Source organism: Corynebacterium halotolerans YIM 70093 = DSM 44683, from assembly GCF_000341345.1.
Lineage (GTDB): Bacteria > Actinomycetota > Actinomycetes > Mycobacteriales > Mycobacteriaceae > Corynebacterium > Corynebacterium halotolerans.
On record NC_020302.1, the window covers coordinates 2,578,623 to 2,604,090 of the forward strand.

The window sequence follows — 25,468 nt, forward strand, 5'->3', positions numbered from 1 at the left end:
GGAATCAATCCGCGATGGCGTCCAGCGGCGGGGTCTTCGCCGCCCGGTGCGCCGGCCACAGCGCGGCGACCACGCCGACCACCGCGGAGGCCAGCAGCATCCACAGCAGCTGGCCGATCGGGACGGAGATGGTGTCCAGCCCCTCGCCCGCCAGCACGGTGAGGAACGCCCAGCCCAGACCGAGGCCGATGATCATGCCCATCACAGCGCCGAAGACGGCGATCTGGACGGCCTCGAGGGTGATCATCATGCGCACCTGGCCGCGCTGGGTGCCCACCGCGCGCAGCATGCCGATCTCCTGGCGGCGCTCGATGACGTTCAGCGTCAGGGTGTTGACGATGCCGAGCACCGCGATGATCACCGCGAGCGCGAGCAGGGCGTAGAGGATGTTGAGCATCTGGTCGATGGCCTGGCCGGCCTGACCGGCCATCTCCTCCGTGCTCATCACCTGCACCACGATGAAGTCGCTCACGGACTCCTCGAGGTTGGTGCGCAGCTGGTCCTCGGGCACCGAGCCGTCGCCGTTGACGCCGACCATGGAGACGGTCAGCGCCCCAGTGGGCACGATCTCCTCGACCGCGTCCTGGCTGACCATCATGTTGTCGAGGATGTTGTTCGGCTCGAAGATGCCGACCACCTCGACCTCGGTGGTCTCCGGGCTGAGGCCCGGAGCCGCCAACTCGAAGGTGTCGCCGACCTCCCAGCCGACGGCGTCGGCGAAGACGGTGCTGGCGAGTACGCCCGCCTCACCGATGTCGGCGGTGCCCTCGCGCACGGTCGTTGTGGCCATGCTCTCCGGATTGCCGTCGATCACCCCGGTGGTCCCGCCTCCGCCGAACTGATAGGTGGCCACGCCGTCGACCGTGACGGGAGCGGTGGACATGGTCAGCACCTCACCGACGCCCTCGGTGTCACGGGCGGCCTGCGGCACCTCGGCGGGCGTGGGGAAGTTTCCGCTCGTCGGCCCGGAGAGGACGTAGTCGGCGGTGACATTGTTCTCGAAGACATCGGAGATTGACGCCTTCATGGTCTCTCCCAGCATGCCGATCGCCGTGACCAGGGCGATGCCCAGCGTCAGCGCGAAGGCAGTGGCGGAGGTGCGACGCGGGTTGCGCCGGGAGTTCGTGGACGCGAGCCGGCCGACGGCCCCGAAGGGGGCGCCGATTACCCGACCCAGCGTCGGCACCACCGGCAGGGAGAACGCCGGGCCCGCGAAGAAGAAGCCGACGATCACACCGACCGCGCCCACGCCGACGAGACTGGCGCGGGTGCCGGTGCCCGAATCGTCCAGCAGAGCGCCCGCTAGCGCGGCGGCGGCCCCCGCGACGATGAGGACGGCGCCGATGATGGTGCGGACCTTCAGCGGGGACCCGGCGGCGGACTCGGTGCTGCGCATGGCCTCGACCGGTTCGACCTCTCCGGCGCGACGGGCCGGGAACCAGGCGGAGACCACGGTGACCAGCGTGCCGAGGACAATCGGGAGGATCACGGCGGTCGGCGTCAGTCCCAGTCCGGCGTCCGGCAGGGACATGCCCTGGGCGTCGAGTACGGCCTGGATGGCGGAGACCAGCCCCATGCCCGCGAGCACGCCGAGCGCGGAACCGACGAGACCGACGATGACCGCCTCGAAGACCACGGAACGGGTGATCTCACGGCGGGCGGCACCCAGGGCGCGCAGCAGCGCGAACTCCTTGGTCCGCTGGGCGACGATCATGGAGAAGGTGTTCGCGATCAGGAAGGTGCCCACCAGCAGGGCCACCAGGCCGAAGGCGACCAGGAAGTAGTTGACGAAGCTCAGGGCCTGGGAGACCAGCTCCGAAGTCTCATCGGCCAGGGTCTGCCCTGTCTCGACGGTCGTATCGGGGTGCTGCTCACGCAGGTCGGCGACGAGATCCTCGGCGCTGACGTCGTCAGAACCGTCGATGATGAGCTGATCGACATACTCTCCGTCGGTGTAGCGCTCGAGATAGTCGGCCTCCGGCATGTAGAGGATGAGGGAGCCGCCCTGATCGAGCTCGTTGTCGAAGAGACCGGTGACGGTCACCTCGTGCCGGGCCTGCGGATCGACGACGGTCAGGGTGTCCCCGACGCCGACGCCGAACCGCTCGGCGGCGGCAGCGTTGACGGCCACCTCGTCGACGCTGCCCGGGGCCTCCCCCTCGACGATGGGCTCGGCCTGGCCGACCCGTTCCTCCGGGGGGTACCACACCGACAGGCTGGAGGTACCCCCGCCGGTCTGGATGGGCTCACCCTCACCCGTGGCGACCACCACCGTGGTGGAGGCGTTGAGGTTCACCCGGTCGACCTGCCCGTCGGCGGTGATCGCCTCCCGGGTCTCCGTGGAGACCCCGGGTTGGCCCTCCCCTGCGGAGACAACGGCGTCAACGCCCCGGTAGGCGTTGTTGACCGCCGAATCGAAGGTGCTCGACAGGGAGTTGGTGAACATGAACGCGCCGGAGATGAAGGCCGTGCCGAGCACGACCGCCAACACCGTCAGCGCCAGCCGGAGCTTATGGGCCGCGATGGTGCGCAGACTGACCTTGCGCATGGTGGAGTTTCTGGATGCCATGGACTAGTCCTCGATACCGGTCAGGGTGGCCAGGATCGTGTCCATCGTCGGCGCGTGCAGCTCGTTGACGATCCGGCCGTCCGCGAGAAAGATGACGCGGTCAGCGTAGGCGGCGGCTGTCGCGTCGTGGGTGACGATGACCACGGTCTGGTTGTCCTGGTCGACGGCGGTGCGCAGGATCGACAGCACCTCGGCCGAGGACTTGGAGTCCAGGTTGCCGGTGGGCTCGTCACCGAAGATGATCTCCGGGCGGGAGACGAGCGCGCGGGCGCACGCCACACGCTGCTGCTGACCACCCGAGAGCTCCGCGGGACGGTGGGTCAACCGCTGAGAGAGCCCAAGCCGGGAGGTGATCTCCCCGAACCAGTCCTGGTCGACCTTTCGGCCTGCGATGTCGGAGGGCAGCGTGATGTTCTCCGCGGCCGTCAGGGTGGGCACCAGGTTGAAGGACTGGAAGATGAAGCCGAGCCGGTCGCGCCGCAGAGCCGTCATCTCCTTGTCCCGCAGCGTGGACAGATCGGTGTCACCGATGAACGCGGATCCCCCGGTCGCCGAATCCAGACCCGCCATGCAGTGCATCAGGGTGGACTTGCCGGAACCCGACGGGCCCATGATGGCGGTGAACTGGTTGCGGACGAACTCCACATCGACGTGGTCGAGGGCCGTGACTGCGGTATCGCCCTGCCCGTACTGCTTGAACAGCCCGACGGCGCGGGCCGCGGCACCGGGGGTCCCGGCCCCGACGCCCTGGACGCCGGTGGTCGCCTCCTGCGGGTCCTGATCGCCGGATCGTCCGGCGGACGGGGTGGTCTCGCGGTCTGACATATCGGTTCTACTCCCTCGATGACTAAATGGGTACAAATTACAAACTACCGGGGCCCGACCCGCAAAACATCGGGGGTTGCCCCGATCTTCGCTCCGATTCCGCTCCGGGACGCCGATCCCGGGATGGCCCGGCGGCACCTGCACCGCGCTCTGCGCTGCCTGCGGCGACCGCGCCACCGGAACCCCTCTCCGGGCGCCGATCTTCCCTAGACTCGGGGACATGGCCAAGATCACAGACAACACCAGAGGCGTGGACATCAAGCCCCGCTCCCGCGACGTCACCGACGGGCTGGAGCGCACCGCCGCCCGCGGCATGCTGCGGGCCGTGGGCATGGGCGACGAGGACTGGGACAAACCGCAGGTCGGCGTGGCCTCCTCCTGGAACGAGATCACACCCTGCAATCTGACCCTGAAGAAGCTGGCGGAGTTCGCCAAGGACGGGGTGCACGCCGCCGGCGGCTACCCGCTCGAGTTCGGCACGATCTCCGTCTCCGACGGTATCTCCATGGGGCACGAGGGCATGCACTACTCCCTGGTCTCCCGCGAAGTGATCACCGACTCCGTGGAGACCGTGATGAGCGCCGAGCGGCTCGACGGCTCCGTGCTCCTGGCCGGCTGCGACAAGTCCATTCCCGGCATGCTCATGGGCGCCGCCCGGCTGAACCTGTCGAGCGTGTTCCTCTACAACGGCTCCACGATGCCGGGCACCGCCCGTTTTGACGACGGCAGTGAGCAGGAGGTCACGCTCATCGACGCCTTCGAGGCCGTCGGCGCCTGTCGGGCCGGCAAGCTGTCCGAGGACGACGTCGATGTCATCGAGCGGGCCATCTGCCCGGGAGAGGGCGCCTGCGGCGGCATGTACACCGCCAACACCATGGCCTCCGCCGCCGAGGCGATGGGGATGTCCCTGCCGGGTTCGGCCGCTCCCCCGGCGGTCCACCGCGACCGCATGCTCCACGCCCGGCACTCCGGCGAGGCCGTGGTCGAGCTGCTGCGCCGCGGAATCCGCGCCCGCGACATCATCACCCGCAACTCCCTGCTCAACGCCGTCGCAGTCGTCATGGCACTGGGAGGCTCCACCAACGCCGTCCTGCACCTGCTGGCGATCGCCCGCGAGGCAGAGGCAGACCTGACCCTCGACGACTTCAATGAGGTGGCCGACAGGGTCCCGCACCTGGGCAACCTAAAGCCCTTCGGGCAGTACGTCATGGCCGATGTCTTCCGTATCGGTGGCATCCCCGTCGTCATGAAGGCGCTTTACGACGCCGGGCTGATCAACGGCGACTGCCTGACCGTCACCGGCCGCACCGTCGCGGAGAACCTCGCCGAGGTGCGGACGCCGGATCCGGACGGCAAGATTCTGCGGGCCCTCGACAATCCGATCCACGCCACGGGAGGCCTGAGCATCCTCCGGGGCTCCCTGGCTCCGGAGGGTGCCGTGGTCAAGACCGCAGGCTTCGACGCAGAAATCTTCGAGGGCACCGCCCGGGTCTTCGACCGGGAGCAGCCGGCCATGGACGCCGTGCTCAACGGTGAACTGAAGAAGGGCGACGTCGTTGTCATCCGCTACGAGGGGCCCAAGGGAGGCCCCGGCATGCGGGAGATGCTGGCCATCACCGGTGCCATCAAAGGCGCCGGCATCGGCAAGGACGTCCTGCTGATCACCGACGGCCGCTTCTCCGGTGGTTCCACCGGCCTGTGCATCGGCCACGTCGCCCCGGAGGCGGTGGACGGGGGCCCGATCGCCTTCGTGCGGGACGGCGATCCCATTCGGGTGGATATCCCGAACCGCACGATCGATGTACGGATCGATGACGCTGAGCTTGCGCGGCGCAGGGCTGAGTGGGTCATCCCCGAGAACCCGCGTCTGCACGGCGTGCTGGGCAAGTACGCCAAGCTGGTCCACTCGGTGGCCGATGGCGCGGTCTGTTACTGAGACTCCGGGGCCGGCGCGGCCTGCAGAATCTGCGGCCACTTCCGCAGGTTCGGAGAGACTCAGAGGTGGGTCCGGAAATGAAGAAGACCTCCGTGACGGGGCCTGTGGGCCACTCCGTCACGGAGGTCTTCATATTTTTAAGTTTTTGGTCGGCGGTAACTTACTCTCCCACACCCTCCCGGGTGCAGTACCATCAGCGCGGGCAGGCTTAGCTTCCGGGTTCGGAATGGGTCCGGGCGTGTCCCTGCCGCTATCAACCACCGACACAGTCGTGGGGCCCCGTGGTGGGGTCCTGACGTGTTGTGTCAGATACTGCATAGTGGACGCGAACATGTTTTCAGGTTCGTTGCGTGGGTGCACATCCAATCCCCGTGTGGGGGTTGTGTGTGTTTCGTCGGCCGATTAGTACCAGTCACCTCCTCACCTTGCGGTGGTTCCAGTTCTGGCCTATCAACCCCATCGTCTGTGGGGGGCCTGATTGATGAAACCTCATCTTGAAACAGGCTTCCCGCTTAGATGCTTTCAGCGGTTATCCCTTCCGTACGTAGCCAACCAGCCGTGCCCCTGGCGGGACAACTGGCACACTAGAGGTACGTCCGTCCCGGTCCTCTCGTACTAGGGACAGCCTTTCTCAGGTTTCCACGCGCGCGGCGGATAGAGACCGAACTGTCTCACGACGTTCTAAACCCAGCTCGCGTGCCGCTTTAATGGGCGAACAGCCCAACCCTTGGGACCTACTCCAGCCCCAGGATGCGACGAGCCGACATCGAGGTGCCAAACCATCCCGTCGATATGAACTCTTGGGGAAGATCAGCCTGTTATCCCCGGGGTACCTTTTATCCGTTGAGCGACACCACATCCACGAGTAGGTGCCGGATCACTAGTCCCGACTTTCGTCCCTGCTCGACCTGTCAGTCTCACAGTCAAGCTCCCTTGTGCACTTACACTCGCCACCTGATTGCCAACCAGGCTGAGGGAACCTTTGGGCGCCTCCGTTACTCTTTAGGAGGCAACCGCCCCAGTTAAACTACCCACCAGGCACTGTCCCCGACCCAGATCATGGGCCAAGGTTGAGGTGTCCAATCCGATCAGAGTGGTATTTCAACAACGACTCCCACACCACTGGCGTGGTGTGTTCACAGTCTCCCACCTATCCTACACAAACCGAACCGAACACCAATACCAAGCTGTAGTGAAGGTCCCGGGGTCTTTTCGTCCTGCCGCGCGTAACGAGCATCTTTACTCGTACTGCAATTTCACCGGGCCTGTGGTTGAGACAGCAGGGAAGTCGTTACGCCATTCGTGCAGGTCGGAACTTACCCGACAAGGAATTTCGCTACCTTAGGATGGTTATAGTTACCACCGCCGTTTACTGGGGCTTAAATTCTCCGCTTCGGACCACAAGGGTCCTAACAGGTCCTCTTAACCTTCCAGCACCGGGCAGGCGTCAGTCCGTATACCTCAACTTATCGTCTTCGCACGGACCTGTGTTTTTAATAAACAGTCGCTTCCCTCTATTCTCTGCGACCACCACCAGCTCACGGAGGCTAGCTCCCGTCACCGGTGGTGGCCCCCCTTCTCCCGAAGTTACGGGGGCATTTTGCCGAGTTCCTTAACCACAGTTCACCCGAACGCCTTAGTATTCTCTACCTGACCACCTGTGTCGGTTTGGGGTACGGGCCGTATGTGCACTCGCTAGAGGCTTTTCTCGACAGCACGGGATCACCGACATCACCCAATACGGGTTACGCATCACGCCTCAGGCATTGATCGGTGGCGGATTTGCCTACCACCGGCCCTACACGCTTACACCACAATCCAATCAGTGGCTCGGCTACCCCACTGCGTCACCCCATCACTTGGCTACTACCAGCTCAGGCCCCACGCACGCCCCACCTCACGACCCGAAGGCCGTGACGTGGTTTGTGGGTGGTTAGTATCACTGATTCACCACGGGCGCGCACACACGGGTACGGGAATATCAACCCGTTGTCCATCGACTACGCCTGTCGGCCTCGCCTTAGGTCCCGACTCACCCTGGGAAGACGAACTTGACCCAGGAACCCTTGGTCATCCGGCGGACAAGATTCTCACTTGTCAATTCGTTACTCATGCCTGCATTCTCACTCGCACACAGTCCACGGCTCCTCACGGTACCGCTTCACCCCGTGCACGACGCTCCCCTACCCATAAACAATGTTTATGCCGCGGCTTCGGCGGTGTACTTGAGCCCCACTGAATTGTCGGCGCAGGACCACTCGACCAGTGAGCTATTACGCACTCTTTCAAGGATGGCTGCTTCTAAGCCAACCTCCTGGCTGTCGTCGCGATCCCACATCCTTTTCCACTTAGTACACGCTTAGGGGCCTTAGCCGGCGATCTGGGCTGTTTCCCTCTCGACTATGAAGCTTATCCCCCACAGTCTCACTGCTGCGCTAACTTGAAACCGGCATTCGGAGTTTGGCTGACATTGCTAAGATGGTAGTCCCGCTCAACCAACCAGTAGCTCTACCTCCGGCAAGCATCACACAACGCTGCACCTAAATGCATTTCGGGGAGAACCAGCTATCACGGAGTTTGATTGGCCTTTCACCCCTACCCACAACTCATCCCCTCAGTTTTCAACCTAAGTGGGTTCGCGCCTCCACGACGTCTTACCGTCGCTTCACACTGGCCATGGGTAGATCACCCCGCTTCGGGTCCAGGACATGCCACTATGGTCACCCTTGTTAGGATTCGCTTTCGCTACGACTACCCCACACACGGGTTAATCTCGCGACATGCCGCTGACTCGCAGGCTCATTCTTCAAAAGGCACGCCATCACACCTTTAATGGTGCTCTGACGGATTGTAAGCACATGGTTTCAGGTACTATTTCACTCCCCTCCCGGGGTACTTTTCACCATTCCCTCACGGTACTATCCGCTATCGGTCACACTGGGTATTCAGGCTTACCGGGTGGTCCCGGCAGATTCACAGCAGATTTCACGAGCCCGCTGCTACTCGGGGACACCACAATCAGCACCGCATGATGTTCACGTACGGGACTCTCACCCTGTTCCGTGGGCCATCCCAGACCACTTCCGCTCACCACACGACCACCGACGCCGGGCTGGCAGACCCGACACATGGAACCCCACAACACCGCATGCGCAACCCCTGCCAGGTATCACACACACACGGTTTAGCCATCCTCCACGTTCGCTCGCCACTACTAGCGGAATCATTATTATTTTCTTCTCCTGCGGGTACTGAGATGTTTCACTTCCCCGCGTGACCCTCCACAACCACTATGAATTCATGATCGGGTGACCACCCACAACGGTGGCCGGGTTTCCCCATTCGGACATCCTCGGATCAACGCTCAGTTGGCAGCTCCCCGAGGCATAACGCAGCCTCTCACGTCCTTCATCGGCCCAGCATGCCAAGGCATCCACCATGTGCCCTTACACAAACACACACCACACACACCCCACCGGGGCGCGTGCGGGATACAACATACTCACAACAAAAAACACCAGAAAAATAAAGATGCTCGCGTCCACTATACAGTTCTCACACAACACACCACCCACCCCACACCCCAGAAGGAGAAACACTCCCCACAGGTGCGGTCACGGATGGTCAGTCAGGACAATGTTGCCCCAGACACCCAACAGCATGCCAACATACCCACTCATTTATTTCCGCCTGCTCCACCGGTCCTGCCCGTGCGGCCACCCCGCCACAACCATCTGTGGGTCGTGGGGTGCGTGTCCACCCGATTGATAGTGCCGGCGGGTCAACACTCGTGACCACCAACCAGCGATACGCGACCTGCGCTACCGCGCGGGCCGACTTGTTTATGCTCCTTAGAAAGGAGGTGATCCAGCCGCACCTTCCGGTACGGCTACCTTGTTACGACTTCGTCCCAATCGCCGATCCCACCTTCGACAGCTCCCTCCGGTAAACCGGTTGGGCCGCTGGCTTCGGGTGTTACCAACTTTCATGACGTGACGGGCGGTGTGTACAAGGCCCGGGAACGTATTCACCGCAGCGTTGCTGATCTGCGATTACTAGCGACTCCGACTTCATGGGGTCGAGTTGCAGACCCCAATCCGAACTGAGGCCGGCTTTAACGAGGATTGGCTCACCCTCACGGGTTCGCGACCTGCTGTACCGACCATTGTAGCATGTGTGAAGCCCTGGACATAAGGGGCATGATGATTTGACGTCATCCCCACCTTCCTCCGAGTTGACCCCGGCAGTCTCTCATGAGTCCCCACCATCACGTGCTGGCAACATAAGACAAGGGTTGCGCTCGTTGCGGGACTTAACCCAACATCTCACGACACGAGCTGACGACAACCATGCACCACCTGTACACCGGCCACAAGGGAAGGACCATCTCTGGCCCGGTCCGGTGTATGTCAAGCCCAGGTAAGGTTCTTCGCGTTGCATCGAATTAATCCACATGCTCCGCCGCTTGTGCGGGCCCCCGTCAATTCCTTTGAGTTTTAGCCTTGCGGCCGTACTCCCCAGGCGGGGCGCTTAATGCGTTAGCTACGGCACAGAAGACGTGGAAGTCCCCTACACCTAGCGCCCACCGTTTACGGCATGGACTACCAGGGTATCTAATCCTGTTCGCTACCCATGCTTTCGCTCCTCAGCGTCAGTTACTGCCCAGAGACCTGCCTTCGCCATCGGTGTTCCTCCTGATATCTGCGCATTTCACCGCTACACCAGGAATTCCAGTCTCCCCTACAGCACTCAAGTTATGCCCGTATCGCCTGCACGCCCGGAGTTGAGCCCCGGAATTTCACAGACGACGCGACAAACCACCTACGAGCTCTTTACGCCCAGTAATTCCGGACAACGCTCGCACCCTACGTATTACCGCGGCTGCTGGCACGTAGTTAGCCGGTGCTTCTTATCCCACTACCGTCACTTACGCTTCGTCGTGGGCGAAAGGGGTTTACAACCCGAAGGCCGTCATCCCCCACGCGGCGTCGCTGCATCAGGCTTGCGCCCATTGTGCAATATTCCCCACTGCTGCCTCCCGTAGGAGTCTGGGCCGTATCTCAGTCCCAATGTGGCCGTCCACCCTCTCAGGCCGGCTACCCGTCGACGCCTTGGTAGGCCATTACCCCACCAACCAGCTGATAGGCCGCGAGCTCATCCCACACCGAAAAAACTTTCCACCTTCCACGCTAAAGGAAGGTCCTATCCGGTATTAGACCCAGTTTCCCAGGCTTATCCCGAAGTGCGGGGCAGATCACCCACGTGTTACTCACCCGTTCGCCACTCGAGTACCCCCGAAGGGGCCTTTCCGTTCGACTTGCATGTGTTAAGCACGCCGCCAGCGTTCGTCCTGAGCCAGGATCAAACTCTCCACAAAAAACAAACCTCAAAACAAGCACAAGACCCGTCTCAAGAAGGGATGTTTCCAGGCGTAGAAAGCCCGAACCCAACAAAACGAACAACCAGCACACCACGACCCGAAAGCCGTGGCGCTCATGATTGTCCAAAATAATTTTACTGCATAAACTTCCACCGACCCCCACACCCGACGGGGCTGAAAACAAGGGCCGGCATCCGCAACCAAATTGTGTTGCACGTCCACGCACCGGAAACACACACCACCACCAAGTGGCAGTGTCATTTCTTTACAGTGGCCCCATTTCCGAAAGGCCACCCGGCACGCACCCACCAACCCATCCCCACAGGGACCGGCCAGCCGGGCAACCGACGACACAACCAACGTCACAGACAAAAATAAAAAGTACATTGGCACACTATTGAGTTCTCACACAACATCCGCACACCATGTCCGCACCCGATAACTCCGGGTGTGTTCCTGGCGGCTTGAAGAAACTTACTCGACCGAACCAACCGAAGTCAATTCCGCACCCGGAAGGCTCTTCCATGATCGCCAGCGACTGTTTTCCTGTCCGCCATCTCACCGGAATGTTCCACCCGGCGGGGCGTTGTCGGTCTCGCTGACTCACATAAAGTTACACACCCTAGCCATAAACCCACAAACCCGCAGGTCGGAGCACGGAAAGGGTGCGTAACACCTTCAGCGGCGGTCCTACTGCGTCGCCCGCTCGATGTTCGCTCCCAGCCTCTGCAGGTTCTCCACGAAGTGCGGGTAGCCGCGGTCGATGTGGTGGACATCGTGGACCGTGGTGACATCGTCGGCGACCAGGGCGGCCAGAACGAGGCCGGCGCCGGCCCGGATATCGGAGCTCCACACATCAGTGGAGGAAAGCTGATCGATTCCGCGGACCACCACGTGGTGCCCGTCAACGGAGGCGTCGGCCCCGAGGCGCAGCATCTCGTCGACAAAGCGGAAACGGGACTCGAAGACGTTCTCCGTGATCACGCTCATGCCGTCGGCGATCGAAGCGATACCGATGGCCATGGGCTGAAGATCAGTGGGGAAACCCGGGAACGGCAGGGTCTGGTAGTCCACGGCGTCGGGGCGACGGCCCATGCGCACCCGGAAGCCGGACTCGTAGGTCTCCACGGTTGCACCGGCCACCTTCAGCTTCTCCAGCGGAAGGTGGAGGTTCCGCGGCGCGATCCCGCTGACGGTGATGTCCCCCTGGGTCATGGCTGCGGCGTAGGCCCAGGTGCCGGCGACGATGCGGTCTCCGATGACCTCGTGCTCGGTCGGGTGGAGTTCATCCACACCGTCAATAGTGAGAGTGGAGGTGCCTGCGCCCTCGATCTGCGCGCCCATGGAGTTGAGCATGTCGCACAGGTCGGTGATCTCGGGCTCCCGGGCGGCGTTGTCCAGCACGGTACGTCCCTTGGCCAGGACAGCCGCGGTCAGAATGTTTTCGGTGGCACCCACCGAGGGGAAGTCGAGGGCGATCTTCGCCCCGCGAAGCTCCTCGGCCTCCGCGACGACGGCCCCGTGGTGGATGCGGGTGCGGGCCCCGAGCCGCTCGAGGCCCGACTGGTGCATGTCGAGCGGACGGGAACCGATCGCGTCACCGCCGGGCAGCGCCACGACGGCGCGGCCACAGCGGGAGGTCAGCGGGCCCAGCACACAGACCGAGGCGCGGAACTGGCGAACGGCCTCGAAATCCGCGTCGGACTTCAGATCCGCGGGCGTCGTGATGCGCACGGTGGAACCGTCGATCTCGACGGTGCACCCCAGTCCCTCAAGCACTCGCTGCATGAGGGGCACATCAAGGATCTCGGGACAGTTGGTCAGTGTGGTGGTGCCCTCCGCCAGCAGAGCGGCGGCCATGAGTTTCAGGACGCTGTTCTTTGCGCCGCTGACCTTCACGGCGCCGTTGAGACGGGCACCACCGGAGACAAGAAATCGATCCTTCACGAAGATCAAGACTAGCCGGATCCCGGCCTCGTAGGGATCGCCCCGCTGCCCGCCGTGTCAGCCGGGGTGACGCCGCGTCATCAAGCGCCGTCGCCTCCCCAACTCAGGGCAGGGCCCCGATGCGGCGGGCCGCGTTGACGGCCTCATAGCGGGTGTGCGCGCCCAGCTTGCGCATGACGGAGCGCAGGTAGGACTTGACGGTCTCGGCACCGATGCCCATCTCCTCGGCGGCCTCGACGTTGGTGTGGCCGAGGGCCACGCAGGAGAGCACGTCGAGCTCGCGGGCGGAGAGTTTCGTGGACTGCTTGACACGGACCGGGCTGACCATCTGATCGCAGAGCAGCTCCAGCTCCTTGCGCAGCGCCTCGTCCTCGACGCGGTTGGCCAGCATCCGCAGCTTGGAGTGGGTCGACCGAACCTGCTCCCACTCGGCACCGTTCATGACACGGCCCGACTTGGTGGCGCCGTTCTTCCCGCCCTCGGCGCGGCGCATCGCGGAGTTGACGGCCAGATCCTGCTCGAGGGTGCGGGCGGTCATGGTGACCTCCTCGATCACCTTGTCCCCCAGGCGGACCGGGGAATGAACGCCGACATAGAGGACGCCCCGGATCTCCCGGTTGACGATCACCGGCACCGCGACGATGGAGTGCAGACCCTCGTCCTGGATGGCGCGGTCGTTCTCGTGTGAGATGACGTTGGCACGGGTATAGTCGCTGACGCCCACCGGGCGGCGCGTACTGACGACGCGGCCGCCGACGCCGGCGCCAGGATCAATGATGAGATTCTGCAGAGCCGGCGTGCGTAGCCCCACCCAGTGGGTGATCTGCAGTCGGTTGTCGGCCAGCAGGGTGGCGTACATCGTGACCGGGATGCCCGTCGCGGTCTTGAGGGACGTCAGTGCTGCGCGGACTGCTTCGTCGTCATCCTTGATTCGCTGAGAATCCATTGAATATCCTCCTGCGGGTGCCCCCAAGCAGGTGTACCCGTGGTACGCCCTGTCGTGGGCTGCTTTCTGTGTCAGATGCGCAGTATAACCACGGAACGGGGGTGAAGGGAACTACACCCGCTGCGGGAACGGCTACGAATCCTTGAATTGGAGTACACAACCAAGGGGTGATCACCCTCCCCCTTGGCCAACAGTCGGGAACTCCCGAACGTTCCCGCCGCAGGTCACCACCGGTATCCCGCTTTTCACCCCCGACAACCGGCGCGGCCCCCACCGACGGGAGTCAGTAAAACTGTAAGGTCGATCACATGCTGAATATTTACTGACAAATACCCCTGCTTCCCCTGCCCCCAACCCTGAGCTCAGCGCACATCCCCACGGAAAAACCCAACGGTCTAGCAACCGTATACCGATCGGTCTACTTTCGTCGTGTACGATGGATGCGGAGGGTGCCCGCGTCGCCGCCTCCCGGCAGCGCAACGGCACGAGAAGGCGCACCTGGCGCACGGACACCCAGACAGAGTTACAGAAATTCCTGACCATCCATCTGTGAGGAGATTTCCCGCCATGGGCAACATCCACGACAACATCCTCGACACCATCGGCAATACCCCACTGGTCCGCCTCAACGGCATCACCGAGGGCCTCAAGGCCGAGGTGCTCGTGAAGATCGAATCCTTCAACCCGGCCAACTCCGTCAAGGACCGCATCGGCAAGGCCATCATTGACGCCGCTGAGGCCGACGGCTCCCTCCAGCCGGGCGGCACCATCGTCGAGGCGACTTCCGGCAACACCGGCATCGCCCTGGCCCTGGTCGGCGCTGCCCGTGGCTACAAGGTCGTCCTGACCATGCCGGAGACCATGTCCAACGAGCGTCGCGTCATGCTGCGCGCCTATGGTGCCGAGATCGTCCTCACCCCGGGCGCCGCCGGCATGCAGGGCGCGGTCGACAAGGCCAACGAGATCGTCGGCGAACGCGAAAACGCCATCCTGGCCCGCCAGTTCGCCAACGAGGCCAACGCCAAGATTCACCGCGAGACCACCGCCGAGGAGCTGTGGCACGACACCGACGGCAACATGGACATCTTCGTCGCCGGCGTCGGAACCGGCGGCACCGTCACCGGTGTCGGCCAGGTCTTCAAGGAGCGCAAGCCGGAGACCCAGATCTACGCGGTCGAGCCGGAGGCCTCCCCGCTGCTGTCCGCCGGCAAGGCCGGTCCGCACAAGATCCAGGGCCTGGGCGCCAACTTCATCCCCGAGGTCCTGGACCGCAAGGTCCTCGACGACGTGCTGACCGTCTCCAACGAGGACGCCGTGGCGACCTCCCGTGAGCTGGCCGTCAAGGACGGCATCCTCGGCGGCATCTCCACCGGCGCCAACGTCAAGGCCGCCCTCGAGCTGGCCGCCCGCCCGGAGAACGAGGGCAAGACCATCGTCACCGTCGTCTGCGACTACGGCGAGCGCTACGTCTCCACCATCCTCTACGAGGACATCCGCGACTAGTCACCCGCCGGTGCTCTGAGCGCACGTGCCGACGCCCGTCCCCGCCCCGGGGGCGGGCGTCGCCGCGTTTCCGCGCGGGCACGTGGCTGAATAATATTCGGAACGGGCGGCTACAGGCGCCGTTACCACTGTTAGACTCGTCATCCATGTACAGCCTCGTGAAGATGATCCGGGAAGACCTGAAGAACGCCCGCGAACATGACCCGGCCGCCCGCGGTGACGTCGAGAACGCCCTTGTCTACTCCGGACTTCACGCGATCTGGTGCCACCGTGTCTCCCACTGGCTATGGAAACGGGGTCTGCGCGGTCCGGCCCGCATCCTGGCCCAGCTCAACCGCTTCTTCACCGGCATCGAGATCCACCCGGGTGCGACCATCGGCCGCCGCTTCTTCATCGATCACGGCATGGGCATCGTCATCGGCGAGACCGCCGAGATCGGCGAAGGGGTCATGCTCTACCACGGGGTGACCCTGGGCGGGCAGGTACTCACGCAGACCAAGCGACATCCCACCATCGAGGACAACGTGACCATCGGCGCCGGTGCCAAGGTGCTCGGCCCGATCACGGTGGGCGTCGGCTCCGCGATCGGCGCGAACGCCGTGGTGACCAAGGACGTCCCCCCGGAGCACATCGCCACCGGCATTCCGGCGAAGAACCGCCCGCGCCGCAAGGAGGAGCAGGTCAAACTCGTCGATCCGGACTACTACATCTAGACATTCCCCCACCAGGACGAATCCGGGACGGCGCAGCCCATCCCGGGGCACCCGAACCCCGGTCCCCCACCCTCATGAAGGGTGCGGAAGGCCGGGGTTACCTCATTACGGCGCGTCACGCGGGCCTGCAGCGGCCCGTGACGCCCGTTGTGGGCGGCCGTTCAGGCGACGAGGTCGCGGTACTCCTCGTTCTTGTTCAGGAAGTGATCCACGGCGGAACAGCTCGAGTGGATCTTCAGCCCGGCCTCGCGAGTGTCGTCAAGGGCCGCCTGGATCAGCGGTGCCGACAAGCCACGCCCCCGGAACGCCTGATCCACCACCGTGTGGTTGAAATCGCGGACATCGCCGGAGCGCGGGACATAGGAGCAGTAGCCGGCCTCGCGGCCGTCCACGGTAACGACGAAGCGGCGCGCGCCCTCATCGTGATCGACCGAGATGTTCTGATCGGACATACGATTCTCCTCTGCGGGGTGACGTGGGATGGGTCCAAATGCCAGTATCCCTCTTTTGTTCCCCGCGGGGAAGTATTTAGTTCGCGCTAATCTGAGCAATATGCCCCGAGCAGCACAAACCCCCTTTCCGTACGGGACGGAAAGGGGGTGTAGTGTGGCCAGAGCCAGGATCGAACTGGCGACCTTCCACTTTTCAGGCGGACGCTCTACCGACTGAGCTATCTGGCCGGAAATCGTCACTGAGACAATCTCAGCGACCCTGACGGGACTTGAACCCGCGACCTCCGCCGTGACAGGGCGGCGCGCTAACCAACTGCGCCACAGGGCCATTCTGGTGTTCCGGGCTTGCCCCGTTGCACGAGAAGTTACTTTACACAGACTCTCGCGATTCCCACAAATCGTGAGGTCAGCAAGCATTTCAGCAATGAGAATAACAGCAGGAACGACCCTCCCGGACCGGGAGGAGTATCGGCCCGAAGCCGGGATGGCAGCCACCGGAGACAGGGCCCCGACGAGACTCAGCGAACCCCACCCCGCCCCCGGCACGCTCCGCTAGCCCACGCGATACGGCAGACATGAAAAAGGGCGTCGGTACCGAACCGGTACCGACGCCCTCATGAGCGACCCTGACGGGACTTGAACCCGCGACCTCCGCCGTGACAGGGCGGCGCGCTAACCAACTGCGCCACAGGGCCTTGCATTTATTGAAGCTGTCGCCGAAGCAATTACTTCGTACCCCCAACGGGATTCGAACCCGTGTCGCCGCCGTGAAAGGGCGGTGTCCTAGGCCTCTAGACGATGGGGGCCTGATGAACCTTCGCCAGAGCACATAGGGGCAATAGCGACTGGTTAGAAAATATACTGCATTTCGCGCCGAGAGCAAAACCGCAGGCCAAGGAAGTTTCTCCCACCGACAACGATCCGGCAGCACTTCTTGCCCACTACCCCCAGGGGGTATAGGATAAGGACAATACCTCACCAGCATGAAAGTGTCGTGGGAAGGGATCCTCCGAATATGAGTCTCCCCCGCGCGGTTGTTTCAGTCACCACGCCCATCACGGTCACCACGATCGTTCCACGCTCTGGGCCAGTTGGCACAAGATGTCCAGAACCTCCCACGGGAGATCGGCCATGACCCCCTCTGCGCACTGCTGACGGCGGGTACCCTGGCACCGGTAAAGCTCGTCCCCCGATGGGTGCCGGCGCAATCCCGCTGCCGCCGTCCACGGTCGTGGCACTCAACGCCCAGCTGCTACGCGGGCCCGATCCGACCCCGGACTGCAGCACTGCCCGCCTCCTCGGCCGGGAATGACCCCACACCCCCGCATTGAAGTGAACAGGTAGACATCATGAGCACCCCGAACATCACCGACCTGCCCGACGGCGCCCAGACCCCGGCCACCAAGGACACCAAGGACACCAAGGACACCAAGGACACCAAGGACACCGACATGAAGGCCACCTGCGCCTGCCATGACGCCCACGTCCACGGCTACAACGAGAACAAGTCGAAGTACCTGGCCCGCCTCAAGCGCATCGAGGGCCAGGCCCGCGGCATTCACCGGATGGTCGACGAGGACCAGTACTGCATCGACATTCTCACTCAGGTCTCCGCCGTGACCTCCGCCCTGGAGAATGTCGCCCTGGCGCTGCTGGAGGACCACATCCGTCACTGCGTCACCGGTGCCGCGGTCGAGGGCGGCGACGTCGCCGACGAAAAGATCGAGGAGGCCATGAAGGCCATTCAGCGGATGGTGAAGTCCTGAACCGGACATCCGCGGGAACGTCAGGCCTCAGAGGCCTCGTTCTCCCTCTCCTTCCCCCGGTCCAGTAACTCCCGCCCGCGTTCCAGGGCGGGCAGGTAGGTATCGGCGGACACCCCTGCCAGATCATCGAGCATGCTGCGCAGCTGGTCCGGGATCATCGCCGACCCCGCGCCGTAGTGGTGGATCTCCCGGATGACCTCGTCGAGCATCTCCGTGATGTGCTGGGATTGATGCACCACCCGCACCCGACGGTCATCGCCTGCGATATAGGGGCTGGGTTCGACGGTGGTGACCAGATAGCGGAAGACCCGGTGGATCTCATGGATGCACCGGACCGCGGTAGCCGGGTCGTTGACGCCCGCGGACAAGGCGCGGTCGGCGATGTCGGCAAGTTGGCGGAAACCGAAGGCCAGGTCCTGGCGAAGTTCCCGCTCCGCGCGCACCTCCACCGCCGCGCACAGCGCCTTCCGGTCCCGGTCGCTGAGTTCCCTGTCCCCCCCCCCACACACGCAGCAACGGCTGGCCGGCCACGAGATAATCCCCCACCCGACGGTCGACGGTGATCACGGCTTCATGTTCTTCTGCCCAGGACACCAGTTTCCGGTAATCGACCCACACCAGAGAACCATGGCTGTCCGCGGGGATCTCCTCCCGCGGGTCGCCGGGCCGCGGGGACCAGGTTGGCCCCTGTGCCCGGCCGGCCTCCTCAATCTGCAGGGGGTAGAGCCGTTCCGCCACTTTCATGGCCTCCCCGCCGATCTCAGAGATGGCGTTGGACACGTGCATGGAGGAGGTGATGTGGCGGATGAAGGCCAGGAAGAAACCCAGGCAACCGAGCACCAGCAGAAATGCGACCGTCACCGACAGCCGGGGAACGAACCCGTCGAGCTTCTCGAAGTCGTTCCAGACGTAGCGGAGGACGGTCAGGGAGAACACAAAGGTTGCCAGGAACATCGCCAGGGTGCCCTGCACGACGCGGTTACGCAGGAATCCGTTGAGCATCCGGGGGCTGAACTGACTGTTGACCAGCTGGAGTATGACCAGGGTGTTGGCGAAGATGAGACCGGTCACCGAGATCGTGGAGGAGGCGATGGTCCCCAGAACCTCGCGGGCGGCGGAGGGGCCACCCTCGAAGACGAACTCCAGGGTGGAGCTCGGCAGCCCGCGTTCCCAGACGGGCAGGAGGGAGCCCAGGATCAGCGCGGCCAGCACGCTGGCGGCGGGAATTGCCCAGAAGGGACGCCACAACCGTTTCCAGTACGTTTCGCGGGGAACATCCGGTATGGAACCGCGTATTCGGAGACTCTCAGCCTCATCATGATTGTGGTCTTCATCATGTTCTCGCACCATTCCATTGTTACATCACGCCTGCCACCCAGGACGCCCCCTTCAGGCTCGATGATTCCCACCGAATCCATCCGGGCCCGACGACGGCTGCCGCGGCCGGTGGGGTCCCACGTCCGGGAACGGGCCCGGCGGCTTCCCTGCCGGGGGCGTATGGCAGAAGATGCCCGGTCGCCGCTTCCCGACGTGCCCCATGAACGCCGAACCCCCTGACAGCCGAGCTGTCAGGGGGTGTTGTCGGTGGGCCCAGAGGGGCTCGAACCCTCGACCTGCGGATTAAAAGTCCGTAGCTCTACCAACTGAGCTATAGGCCCTTGGGCGACGGTCCAATATCCGTCGCGCCCCAGATTCTACTTCCCCTCCCTGCGGTGAGGGAAACCACCCCTCGGTGAGTCAGGTTCCCTCGACCGTGGGGGCACCCGGATTCCGGCACCTCGACAACGTATTCCCGGGCACCGCCGCATCCCGATCAAGGTGTCCGCCCCCTCGCTGCCGCAGCGAGGGGGCGGAGCACTCAGCGGAAGGCCGACGGGTTTCTAGCCCTTCATGGAACCCTTCTCGGCCAGGTTGACATGGAAGTCGAAGGCGGTGGCCAGGTCGTGCGGGGTCTGCAGGAACTTGTTCTTCGCCGCACGCTCGTAGTACTCCTCCAGCAGCGGACGGTAGTCCGGGTGGGCCACGGCGATCATCTTCTTCACGCGGTCACGCGGAGCCAGACCACGCAGGTCGGCGAAGCCGTATTCGGTGATGATGACCATGGCGTCGTGCTCGGTGTGGTCGATGTGGGACGCGAACGGCACGATCGCGGAGATCGCCCCGTCCTTGGCCACCGACGGGGAGATGAAGGTCGACGCGAAGGCGTTGCGGGTGAAGTCACCGGAGCCGCCGATGCCGTTCATGATGCGGGTACCACCGACATGGGTGGAGTTGACGTTGCCGTAGATGTCGGCCTCGATCAGACCGTTGGAGGAGATCAGGCCCATGCGGCGGATGACCTCCGGGGAGTTGGAGATCTGCAGCGGACGCAGGACGAGGTGGTCGCGGTACTTCTTCGCCTCGGCGTTCATCTTCTCCGCGTACTCCGGCGACAGCGCGAAGGAGGTGGCGGAGGAGACGGTCATCTTGCCGGCGTCGATGAGATCCAGCATGCCGTCCTGGACGACCTCGGTGTAGGCCTGGATGTTCTCGAACTTGGAGTCCAGCAGGCCCGCCATCACGGCGTTGGGTACGTTGCCCACGCCGGACTGCATGATGAATCGGTCATAGGCCAGACGGCCCGCGGCGACCTCGGCCTCCAGGAAGTCGAGGAAGTTACCGGCGATCTGCTTCGAGATCTCGTCCGGCTCCTTGAAGGGGCTGTTGCGGTCCGGGGCGTTGGTCTCCACCACGGCGACGACCTTGTTGGTGTCGATCTGGATGTAGGTGTTGCCGATGCGGTCGCCGACGTTGTTGATCGGGATCGGGGTGCGGTTCGGCAGGTGCGGTACGCGGTAGATGTCCGCCATGCCCTCGAGGTCGAGCGACTGCCACTCGTTGACCTCGAGGATGACCTTGTCGGCCTCCTCGAGGTACTCGATGTTGTTTCCCACACCGGAGGACGGGATGAGATGGCCCTCCTCGGTGATGCGGGTGACCTCGATGACGGCGACGTCGATGTTGCCGAAGAAGCCCTGCTCGACCTGCAGGCCGGAGTGGGACAGGTGGATGTCCTGGTACTTCATCTCGGCACTGTTGACCTTGCCGCGCATGATCGGGTCCGACTGGTAGGGCATGCGGTAATTGATCGCGTCGGCCTCGGCCAGCACGCCGTCACAGTCCGGGGCGGTCGATGCGCCGGTCAGGACGTTGATCTTGAACTCGTCACCCTTGGAGTGGAACTCCTTGGCCTTGTCGGCGATGGCGGTGGGCAGCGCCTTGGGGTAGGCCGCACCGGTGAAGCCGGACATGCCGACCGTGTCACCGTTGTTGATGAACTGGGCCGCCTCATCGGCGGACATCAGCTTGGAGCGCAGCTCGGAGTTCGCAATCCGGTCAGTCATTGAGTGTCACCTCGGGTCGTGTTTACTGTCGGGTAATCGGGCACCCGCCGTGCGCCGGTCGCCCTGACGTAAAAGGCACGTCAGAGCACATGGTCCACACAGTGAGTGTCATCACTATCCATTGTGACTTGTGATTAGGTTCCGCGCCAGCGATTGGCATGACATCCCATGGCCGAGGTGCGGGAATTTCACCCCGAACAGCGTCTATCCCCCACCCCAGGCTCCCCCCGTTCGCGTTGTCCTCCACCCCTGCCGGCCCCTCAGGGCGTCGGCACGCGGTCATCGGAAAGCAGAAACCGGAGGTTGCGCGGGGCAACCTCCGGTTCCGTGTCAGTCATGCGCTGGTGTTCAGCCCTTCATGGAACCCTTCTCGGCCAGGTTGACGTGGAAGTCGAAGGCGGTGGCCAGGTCGTGCGGGGTCTGCAGGAACTTGTTCTTCGCCGCACGCTCGTAGTACTCCTCCAGCAGCGGACGGTAGTCCGGGTGCGCGATGGAGATCATCTTCTTCACGCGGTCGCGGGGCGCGAGGCCACGCAGGTCGGCGTAGCCGTACTCCGAGACGATGACCATGGCGTCGTGCTCGGTGTGGTCGATGTGGGACGCGAACGGCACGATCGCGGAGATCGCGCCGTCCTTGGCCACGGACGGGGTGATGAAGGAGGAGATGTAGCCGTTGCGGGTGAAATCGCCGGAACCGCCGATGCCGTTCATGACTCGGGTGCCGCCCACGTGGGTGGAGTTGATGTTGCCGTAGATGTCGGCCTCGATCAGGCCGTTGGAGGCGATGAGCCCGACGCGGCGGATGACCTCCGGGTGGTTGGAGATCTGCTGCGGGCGCAGGACGATCTGCTCGCGGTACTTCTTGGCCTCGGCGTTCATCTTCTCCGCGTACTCCGGCGACAGCGCGAAGGAGGTGGCGGAGGCGACCGTCATCTTGCCGGCGTCGATGAGATCGAGCATGCCGTCCTGGATGACCTCGGTGTAGGCCTGGATGTTCTCGAACTTGGAGTCCAGCAGGCCCGCCATCACGGCGTTCGGGACATTGCCGACGCCCGACTGCATGATGTAGCCGTCGTAGGTCAGGCGGCCGGCGGCGACCTCGCCCTCGAGGAAGTCGAGGAAGTTGCCGGCGATCTGCTTCGAGATCTCGTCGGCCGGCTTGAACGGCGCGTTGCGGTCCGGGGCGTCCGTCTCGACGACCGCGACGACCTTGTCCGTGTCGATCTGGATGTGGGTGGTGCCGATGCGGTCGCCGACGTTGTTGATCGGGATCGGGATGCGGTTCGGCAGCTTCGGCATGCTCCAGATGTCGTGCATGCCCTCCAGGTCGAGGGACTGCCAGGAGTTGACCTCGATGATGATCCGGTCGGCGGCCTCGAGGTACTCGAGGTTGTTGCCCACGGCCGAGGACGGGATGAGATTGCCGTCCTCGGTGATGCGCACGGCCTCGATGACGGCGGCATTGACCTTGCCGAAGAAGCCCTGCTCCACGTACAGGCCCGAGTGGGACAGGTGGATGTCCTGGTACTTCATCTCGCCGGCGTTGATCTTGTTCCGCATGATCGGGTCCGACTGGTAGGGCATGCGGTAGTTGACGGCGTCGGCCTCGGCCAGCACACCGTCGGCGTCCGGGGCGGTGGAGGCGCCGGTGAAGACGTCGATCTTGAAGTCCTCGCCCCTGCCGTGGATCTCACGGGCCTTGGCGGCGATGGCTGACGGCAGCGCCTTCGGGTAACCGGCGCCGGTGAAACCGGACATGCCGACCGTGTCGCCGTGGTTGATGAACTGGGCCGCCTCATCGGCGGACATGACCTTCGAGCGCAGCTGCGCGTTCGCGATCCGGTCAGACATCTAAGACCTCCTTGTAAGCGGGTCCCGGCACCTTCGTGGGGTCCGGACCCGATCCATCCAGTGTTCGTGGCGTTCATAACCCCGCCCCGATTCGGAATGTCGATTCCGGGCAGGTGGTTAAGTGACCCTAAACATATTATCTAAGCCACTTTCCGTCCCGGCGCGGAGGTCGCCCACTCGGGCCCAGGGCAGGCCCGCGACGGGTTTGGGATCTCCGCCCCAGGCGACGACAATGGGCACCGTGACTCTGACAATCGGATCCCTGAGGTTGAACTCGCCCGTCGTCCTCGCCCCCATGGCCGGCGTGACGAACGTGGCGTTCCGCACCCTGTGCCGGGAGCAGGAGATCGAACGCACCGGCACCGTCTCCGGGCTCTACGTCTGCGAGATGGTCACCGCCCGCGCCCTGGTGGAGCGCAACAAGAAGACGCTCCACATGACGACGTTCGCCCCCGACGAGAACCCGCGCTCGCTGCAGCTGTACACGACCGATCCGAAGTACACCTACGAGGCGGCGAAGATGATCGTGGACAACGACATGGCCGACCACATCGACATGAACTTCGGCTGCCCGGTGCCGAAGGTCACCCGCCGCGGCGGCGGCTCCGCCATCCCCTACAAGCGCCGCCTGTTCGGCAATATCGTGGCCGCCGCCGTGCGCGCGACGGAGGGCACGGACATTCCGGTGACGGTGAAGTTCCGCGTCGGCATCGACGACGAGCACCACACGCACCTCGACGCCGGGCGCATCGCCGTGGAGGAGGGTGCGGCCGCCGTGGCCCTGCACGCCCGCACGGCCGCCCAGCGCTACTCGGGCGAGGCGGACTGGAACGAGATCACCCGTCTGGTCGAGCACCTCGACGGCTCCGGCGTGCCGGTGCTCGGCAACGGCGACATCTTCGCTGCCTCGGACGCCCGCGCCATGATGGACGCCACGGGCTGCGACGGCGTCGTCGTCGGCCGTGGCTGCCTGGGCCGGCCCTGGCTGTTTGCGGAGCTGTCCGCCGAGCTGCGCGGCGAGCCGGTCCCCGCCGAGCCGACCCTGGGCGAGGTCACCCGCATCATCACCCGTCACGCCGAGCTGCTGGCCGCCCACGACGGCGAGGACCACGCCAGCCGCGACCTGCGCAAGCACATGGGCTGGTACCTGCGTGGCTTCCCCGTCGGCGGCGAGCTGCGCGCGAACCTCGCCCGCATCACCTCACTGGCCGAGCTGCGCGAGATCCTCGCCCCCTGGGCGGAATCCGAGGTCCGGGCCGACGACGCCGAGGGCGCCCGCGGACGGAAGGGCTCCCCCGCCAAAGTCGCGCTGCCCGACGGCTGGCTCGACGACCCGGAGGACGAGACCGTCCCCGAGGGCGCCGAGATCATGCATTCCGGCGGCTGATCCCGCGATTTCCCCGGCCCTCCCCGTTGCTTCAGCGGGCGGTGCTCCCATGGTCACATTAAGATGAGAGTATGCGCACCGCCTACCGTGAAGACCTGGACTCTTTCGCACACGACCTGATCGTCATGTGCGACTCCGTCCAGACGATCATGTCCAAGGCATCCCACGCCCTGCTCGGGGCCTCCCTGCAGGCGGCGGAGGAGGCCCTCTCCATGGCCGATGAGCTCGAGGAGATCCGCGTCCGGTGCGAGGAGCGGGCGGTTGAGCTCCTCGCCCTGGAGGGTCCCGTCGCCCGGGATCTGCGTCAGGTGATCTCCTCCATCTACATCGTCGAGGACTTCAACCGCATGGCCGCCCTGGCCATGCACGTCGCCAAGGCGGCCCGCCGCCGCCACCCGGAGCACGCGGTGCCCGAGCGGATGGCCGGCTACTTCACGGAGATGGCCCGACTGGTCACCGAGATGGCGGAGAAGACCCGCAACATCCTCATCGACCCGAACGCCGACGCCGCCCTGATGCTCAGTGATGACGACGACGCCGTCGACGACCTCAACGACCACATGCTCGTCATGCTCACCCAGCGCGAGTGGGCGTACTCCACCCGCGAGGCCGTCGACGTGGCCCTGCTGGCGCGCTTCTACGAGCGCTACGCCGACCATTGTGTCAACGTCGCCGCCCGCATCGTCTATCTGACTTCGGGGCTGAACCCGGATGAGTACCTGGCGAAGCGCGAACGCGACGAGGCGGAGGCCGACATCGCGCGCCGCTTCGAGGAACTGGAACGGCAGTTCTCCCACCGCCGGGAGTAGC

14 protein-coding genes, 5 tRNA genes, 3 rRNA genes and 1 pseudogene are annotated in these 25,468 nt (G+C 64.1%); 6 read left to right on the plus strand and 17 right to left on the minus strand.

Annotated elements, in window-relative coordinates:
* Positions 1-4: 4 nt before the first annotated feature.
* Entirely contained in the window at positions 5-2,569 is a 2,565-nt protein-coding gene (locus A605_RS11895; RefSeq protein ID WP_027004245.1) for an ABC transporter permease, read from the minus strand.
* A 3-nt stretch (positions 2,570-2,572) separates the two neighbouring features.
* On the minus strand, positions 2,573-3,394 hold the full coding sequence (locus A605_RS11900) for an ABC transporter ATP-binding protein (RefSeq protein WP_015401759.1): 822 nt from the start codon (positions 3,392-3,394) through the stop codon (positions 2,573-2,575).
* A 220-nt stretch (positions 3,395-3,614) separates the two neighbouring features.
* Between A605_RS11900 and ilvD the strand changes: the two genes are divergently transcribed.
* Positions 3,615-5,330, plus strand: a complete 1,716-nt coding sequence (gene ilvD / locus A605_RS11905) for a dihydroxy-acid dehydratase (RefSeq protein ID WP_015401760.1) — start codon at positions 3,615-3,617, stop codon at positions 5,328-5,330.
* Positions 5,331-5,477: 147 nt separating this feature from the next.
* On the opposite strand, the gene rrf is transcribed toward ilvD, so the two are convergent.
* The 5 genes from rrf to ramA form a co-directional block, all read right to left on the minus strand.
* Positions 5,478-5,595 (minus strand): 5S ribosomal RNA (rrf, locus tag A605_RS11910).
* Between the two features lie 117 nt (positions 5,596-5,712).
* A 23S ribosomal RNA gene (locus tag A605_RS11915) occupies positions 5,713-8,790 on the minus strand.
* A 395-nt stretch (positions 8,791-9,185) separates the two neighbouring features.
* Positions 9,186-10,707: ribosomal RNA gene (locus A605_RS11920) — 16S ribosomal RNA — on the minus strand.
* Together the 16S, 23S and 5S rRNA genes form the textbook arrangement of a ribosomal RNA operon.
* Positions 10,708-11,400: 693 nt before the next feature.
* The gene (murA, locus tag A605_RS11925; protein ID WP_015401761.1) at positions 11,401-12,657 is read right to left on the minus strand and encodes a UDP-N-acetylglucosamine 1-carboxyvinyltransferase; all 1,257 of its coding nucleotides are present in this window, start codon (positions 12,655-12,657) and stop codon (positions 11,401-11,403) included.
* Between the two features lie 103 nt (positions 12,658-12,760).
* Positions 12,761-13,603, minus strand: coding sequence for an acetate metabolism transcriptional regulator RamA (ramA, locus tag A605_RS11930; protein WP_015401762.1), 843 nt, complete (start codon positions 13,601-13,603; stop codon positions 12,761-12,763).
* Between the two features lie 567 nt (positions 13,604-14,170).
* On the opposite strand from ramA, the gene cysK reads away from it, so the two are divergent.
* Entirely contained in the window at positions 14,171-15,106 is a 936-nt protein-coding gene (cysK, locus tag A605_RS11935; protein WP_015401763.1) for a cysteine synthase A, read from the plus strand.
* Between the two features lie 146 nt (positions 15,107-15,252).
* A complete protein-coding gene (gene epsC / locus A605_RS11940) occupies positions 15,253-15,819 on the plus strand; it encodes a serine O-acetyltransferase EpsC (RefSeq protein ID WP_015401764.1) in 567 nt (188 codons plus the stop codon).
* A gap of 161 nt (positions 15,820-15,980) precedes the next feature.
* On the opposite strand, the gene A605_RS11945 is transcribed toward epsC, so the two are convergent.
* The 5 genes from A605_RS11945 to A605_RS11965 form a co-directional block, all read right to left on the minus strand.
* Positions 15,981-16,271 (minus strand): GNAT family N-acetyltransferase, encoded by a 291-nt coding sequence (locus tag A605_RS11945; protein WP_015401765.1) that lies wholly within the window; start codon positions 16,269-16,271, stop codon positions 15,981-15,983.
* Between the two features lie 155 nt (positions 16,272-16,426).
* Positions 16,427-16,499 (minus strand) — tRNA-Phe (locus A605_RS11950).
* A 26-nt stretch (positions 16,500-16,525) separates the two neighbouring features.
* Positions 16,526-16,599: transfer RNA gene (locus A605_RS11955), tRNA-Asp, on the minus strand.
* 293 nt (positions 16,600-16,892) lie between these two features.
* Positions 16,893-16,966: transfer RNA gene (locus A605_RS11960), tRNA-Asp, on the minus strand.
* Positions 16,967-17,004: 38 nt separating this feature from the next.
* Positions 17,005-17,077: transfer RNA gene (locus A605_RS11965), tRNA-Glu, on the minus strand.
* A 645-nt stretch (positions 17,078-17,722) separates the two neighbouring features.
* Between A605_RS11965 and A605_RS11970 the strand changes: the two genes are divergently transcribed.
* Positions 17,723-18,037 carry a metal-sensitive transcriptional regulator gene (locus tag A605_RS11970; RefSeq protein WP_027004422.1) on the plus strand — a complete coding sequence of 105 codons (315 nt, stop codon included), beginning with the start codon at positions 17,723-17,725 and terminating at the stop codon, positions 18,035-18,037.
* A 20-nt stretch (positions 18,038-18,057) separates the two neighbouring features.
* Here A605_RS11970 and A605_RS15970 read toward each other — a convergent pair whose 3' ends face one another.
* From A605_RS15970 to A605_RS11990, 5 genes and pseudogenes are all read right to left on the minus strand, one after another.
* Entirely contained in the window at positions 18,058-18,546 is a 489-nt protein-coding gene (locus A605_RS15970; protein WP_341872420.1) for a DUF2254 family protein, read from the minus strand.
* A 43-nt stretch (positions 18,547-18,589) separates the two neighbouring features.
* Positions 18,590-19,387: pseudogene (locus A605_RS15975) on the minus strand (DUF2254 domain-containing protein); the annotation flags it as partial.
* Positions 19,388-19,622: 235 nt separating this feature from the next.
* Positions 19,623-19,695: transfer RNA gene (locus A605_RS11980), tRNA-Lys, on the minus strand.
* 222 nt (positions 19,696-19,917) lie between these two features.
* Entirely contained in the window at positions 19,918-21,420 is a 1,503-nt protein-coding gene (locus A605_RS11985) for an acetyl-CoA hydrolase/transferase family protein (RefSeq protein WP_015401767.1), read from the minus strand.
* Positions 21,421-21,768: 348 nt separating this feature from the next.
* Positions 21,769-23,271 (minus strand): acetyl-CoA hydrolase/transferase family protein, encoded by a 1,503-nt coding sequence (locus tag A605_RS11990; protein WP_015401768.1) that lies wholly within the window; start codon positions 23,269-23,271, stop codon positions 21,769-21,771.
* 241 nt (positions 23,272-23,512) lie between these two features.
* On the opposite strand from A605_RS11990, the gene dusB reads away from it, so the two are divergent.
* Positions 23,513-24,658 (plus strand): tRNA dihydrouridine synthase DusB, encoded by a 1,146-nt coding sequence (gene dusB, locus A605_RS11995; protein ID WP_015401769.1) that lies wholly within the window; start codon positions 23,513-23,515, stop codon positions 24,656-24,658.
* Positions 24,659-24,729: 71 nt separating this feature from the next.
* Positions 24,730-25,467 (plus strand): phosphate signaling complex protein PhoU, encoded by a 738-nt coding sequence (phoU, locus tag A605_RS12000; RefSeq protein WP_015401770.1) that lies wholly within the window; start codon positions 24,730-24,732, stop codon positions 25,465-25,467.
* Position 25,468 lies beyond the last annotated feature (1 nt).

What these genes read in the sequence shown, in the direction of transcription:
- ramA (WP_015401762.1), bottom strand. Translation starts at nt 13,603, where the DNA reads ATGGATTCTCAGCGAATCAAGGATGACGACGAAGCAGTCCGCGCAGCA.
- A605_RS11895 (WP_027004245.1), bottom strand. Translation starts at nt 2,569, where the DNA reads ATGGCATCCAGAAACTCCACCATGCGCAAGGTCAGTCTGCGCACCATC.
- cysK (WP_015401763.1), top strand. Translation starts at nt 14,171, where the DNA reads ATGGGCAACATCCACGACAACATCCTCGACACCATCGGCAATACCCCA.
- A605_RS11945 (WP_015401765.1), bottom strand. Translation starts at nt 16,271, where the DNA reads ATGTCCGATCAGAACATCTCGGTCGATCACGATGAGGGCGCGCGCCGC.
- phoU (WP_015401770.1), top strand. Translation starts at nt 24,730, where the DNA reads ATGCGCACCGCCTACCGTGAAGACCTGGACTCTTTCGCACACGACCTG.
- A605_RS11970 (WP_027004422.1), top strand. Translation starts at nt 17,723, where the DNA reads ATGAAGGCCACCTGCGCCTGCCATGACGCCCACGTCCACGGCTACAAC.
- epsC (WP_015401764.1), top strand. Translation starts at nt 15,253, where the DNA reads ATGTACAGCCTCGTGAAGATGATCCGGGAAGACCTGAAGAACGCCCGC.
- A605_RS11900 (WP_015401759.1), bottom strand. Translation starts at nt 3,394, where the DNA reads ATGTCAGACCGCGAGACCACCCCGTCCGCCGGACGATCCGGCGATCAG.
- ilvD (WP_015401760.1), top strand. Translation starts at nt 3,615, where the DNA reads ATGGCCAAGATCACAGACAACACCAGAGGCGTGGACATCAAGCCCCGC.
- A605_RS11985 (WP_015401767.1), bottom strand. Translation starts at nt 21,420, where the DNA reads ATGACTGACCGGATTGCGAACTCCGAGCTGCGCTCCAAGCTGATGTCC.
- A605_RS11990 (WP_015401768.1), bottom strand. Translation starts at nt 23,271, where the DNA reads ATGTCTGACCGGATCGCGAACGCGCAGCTGCGCTCGAAGGTCATGTCC.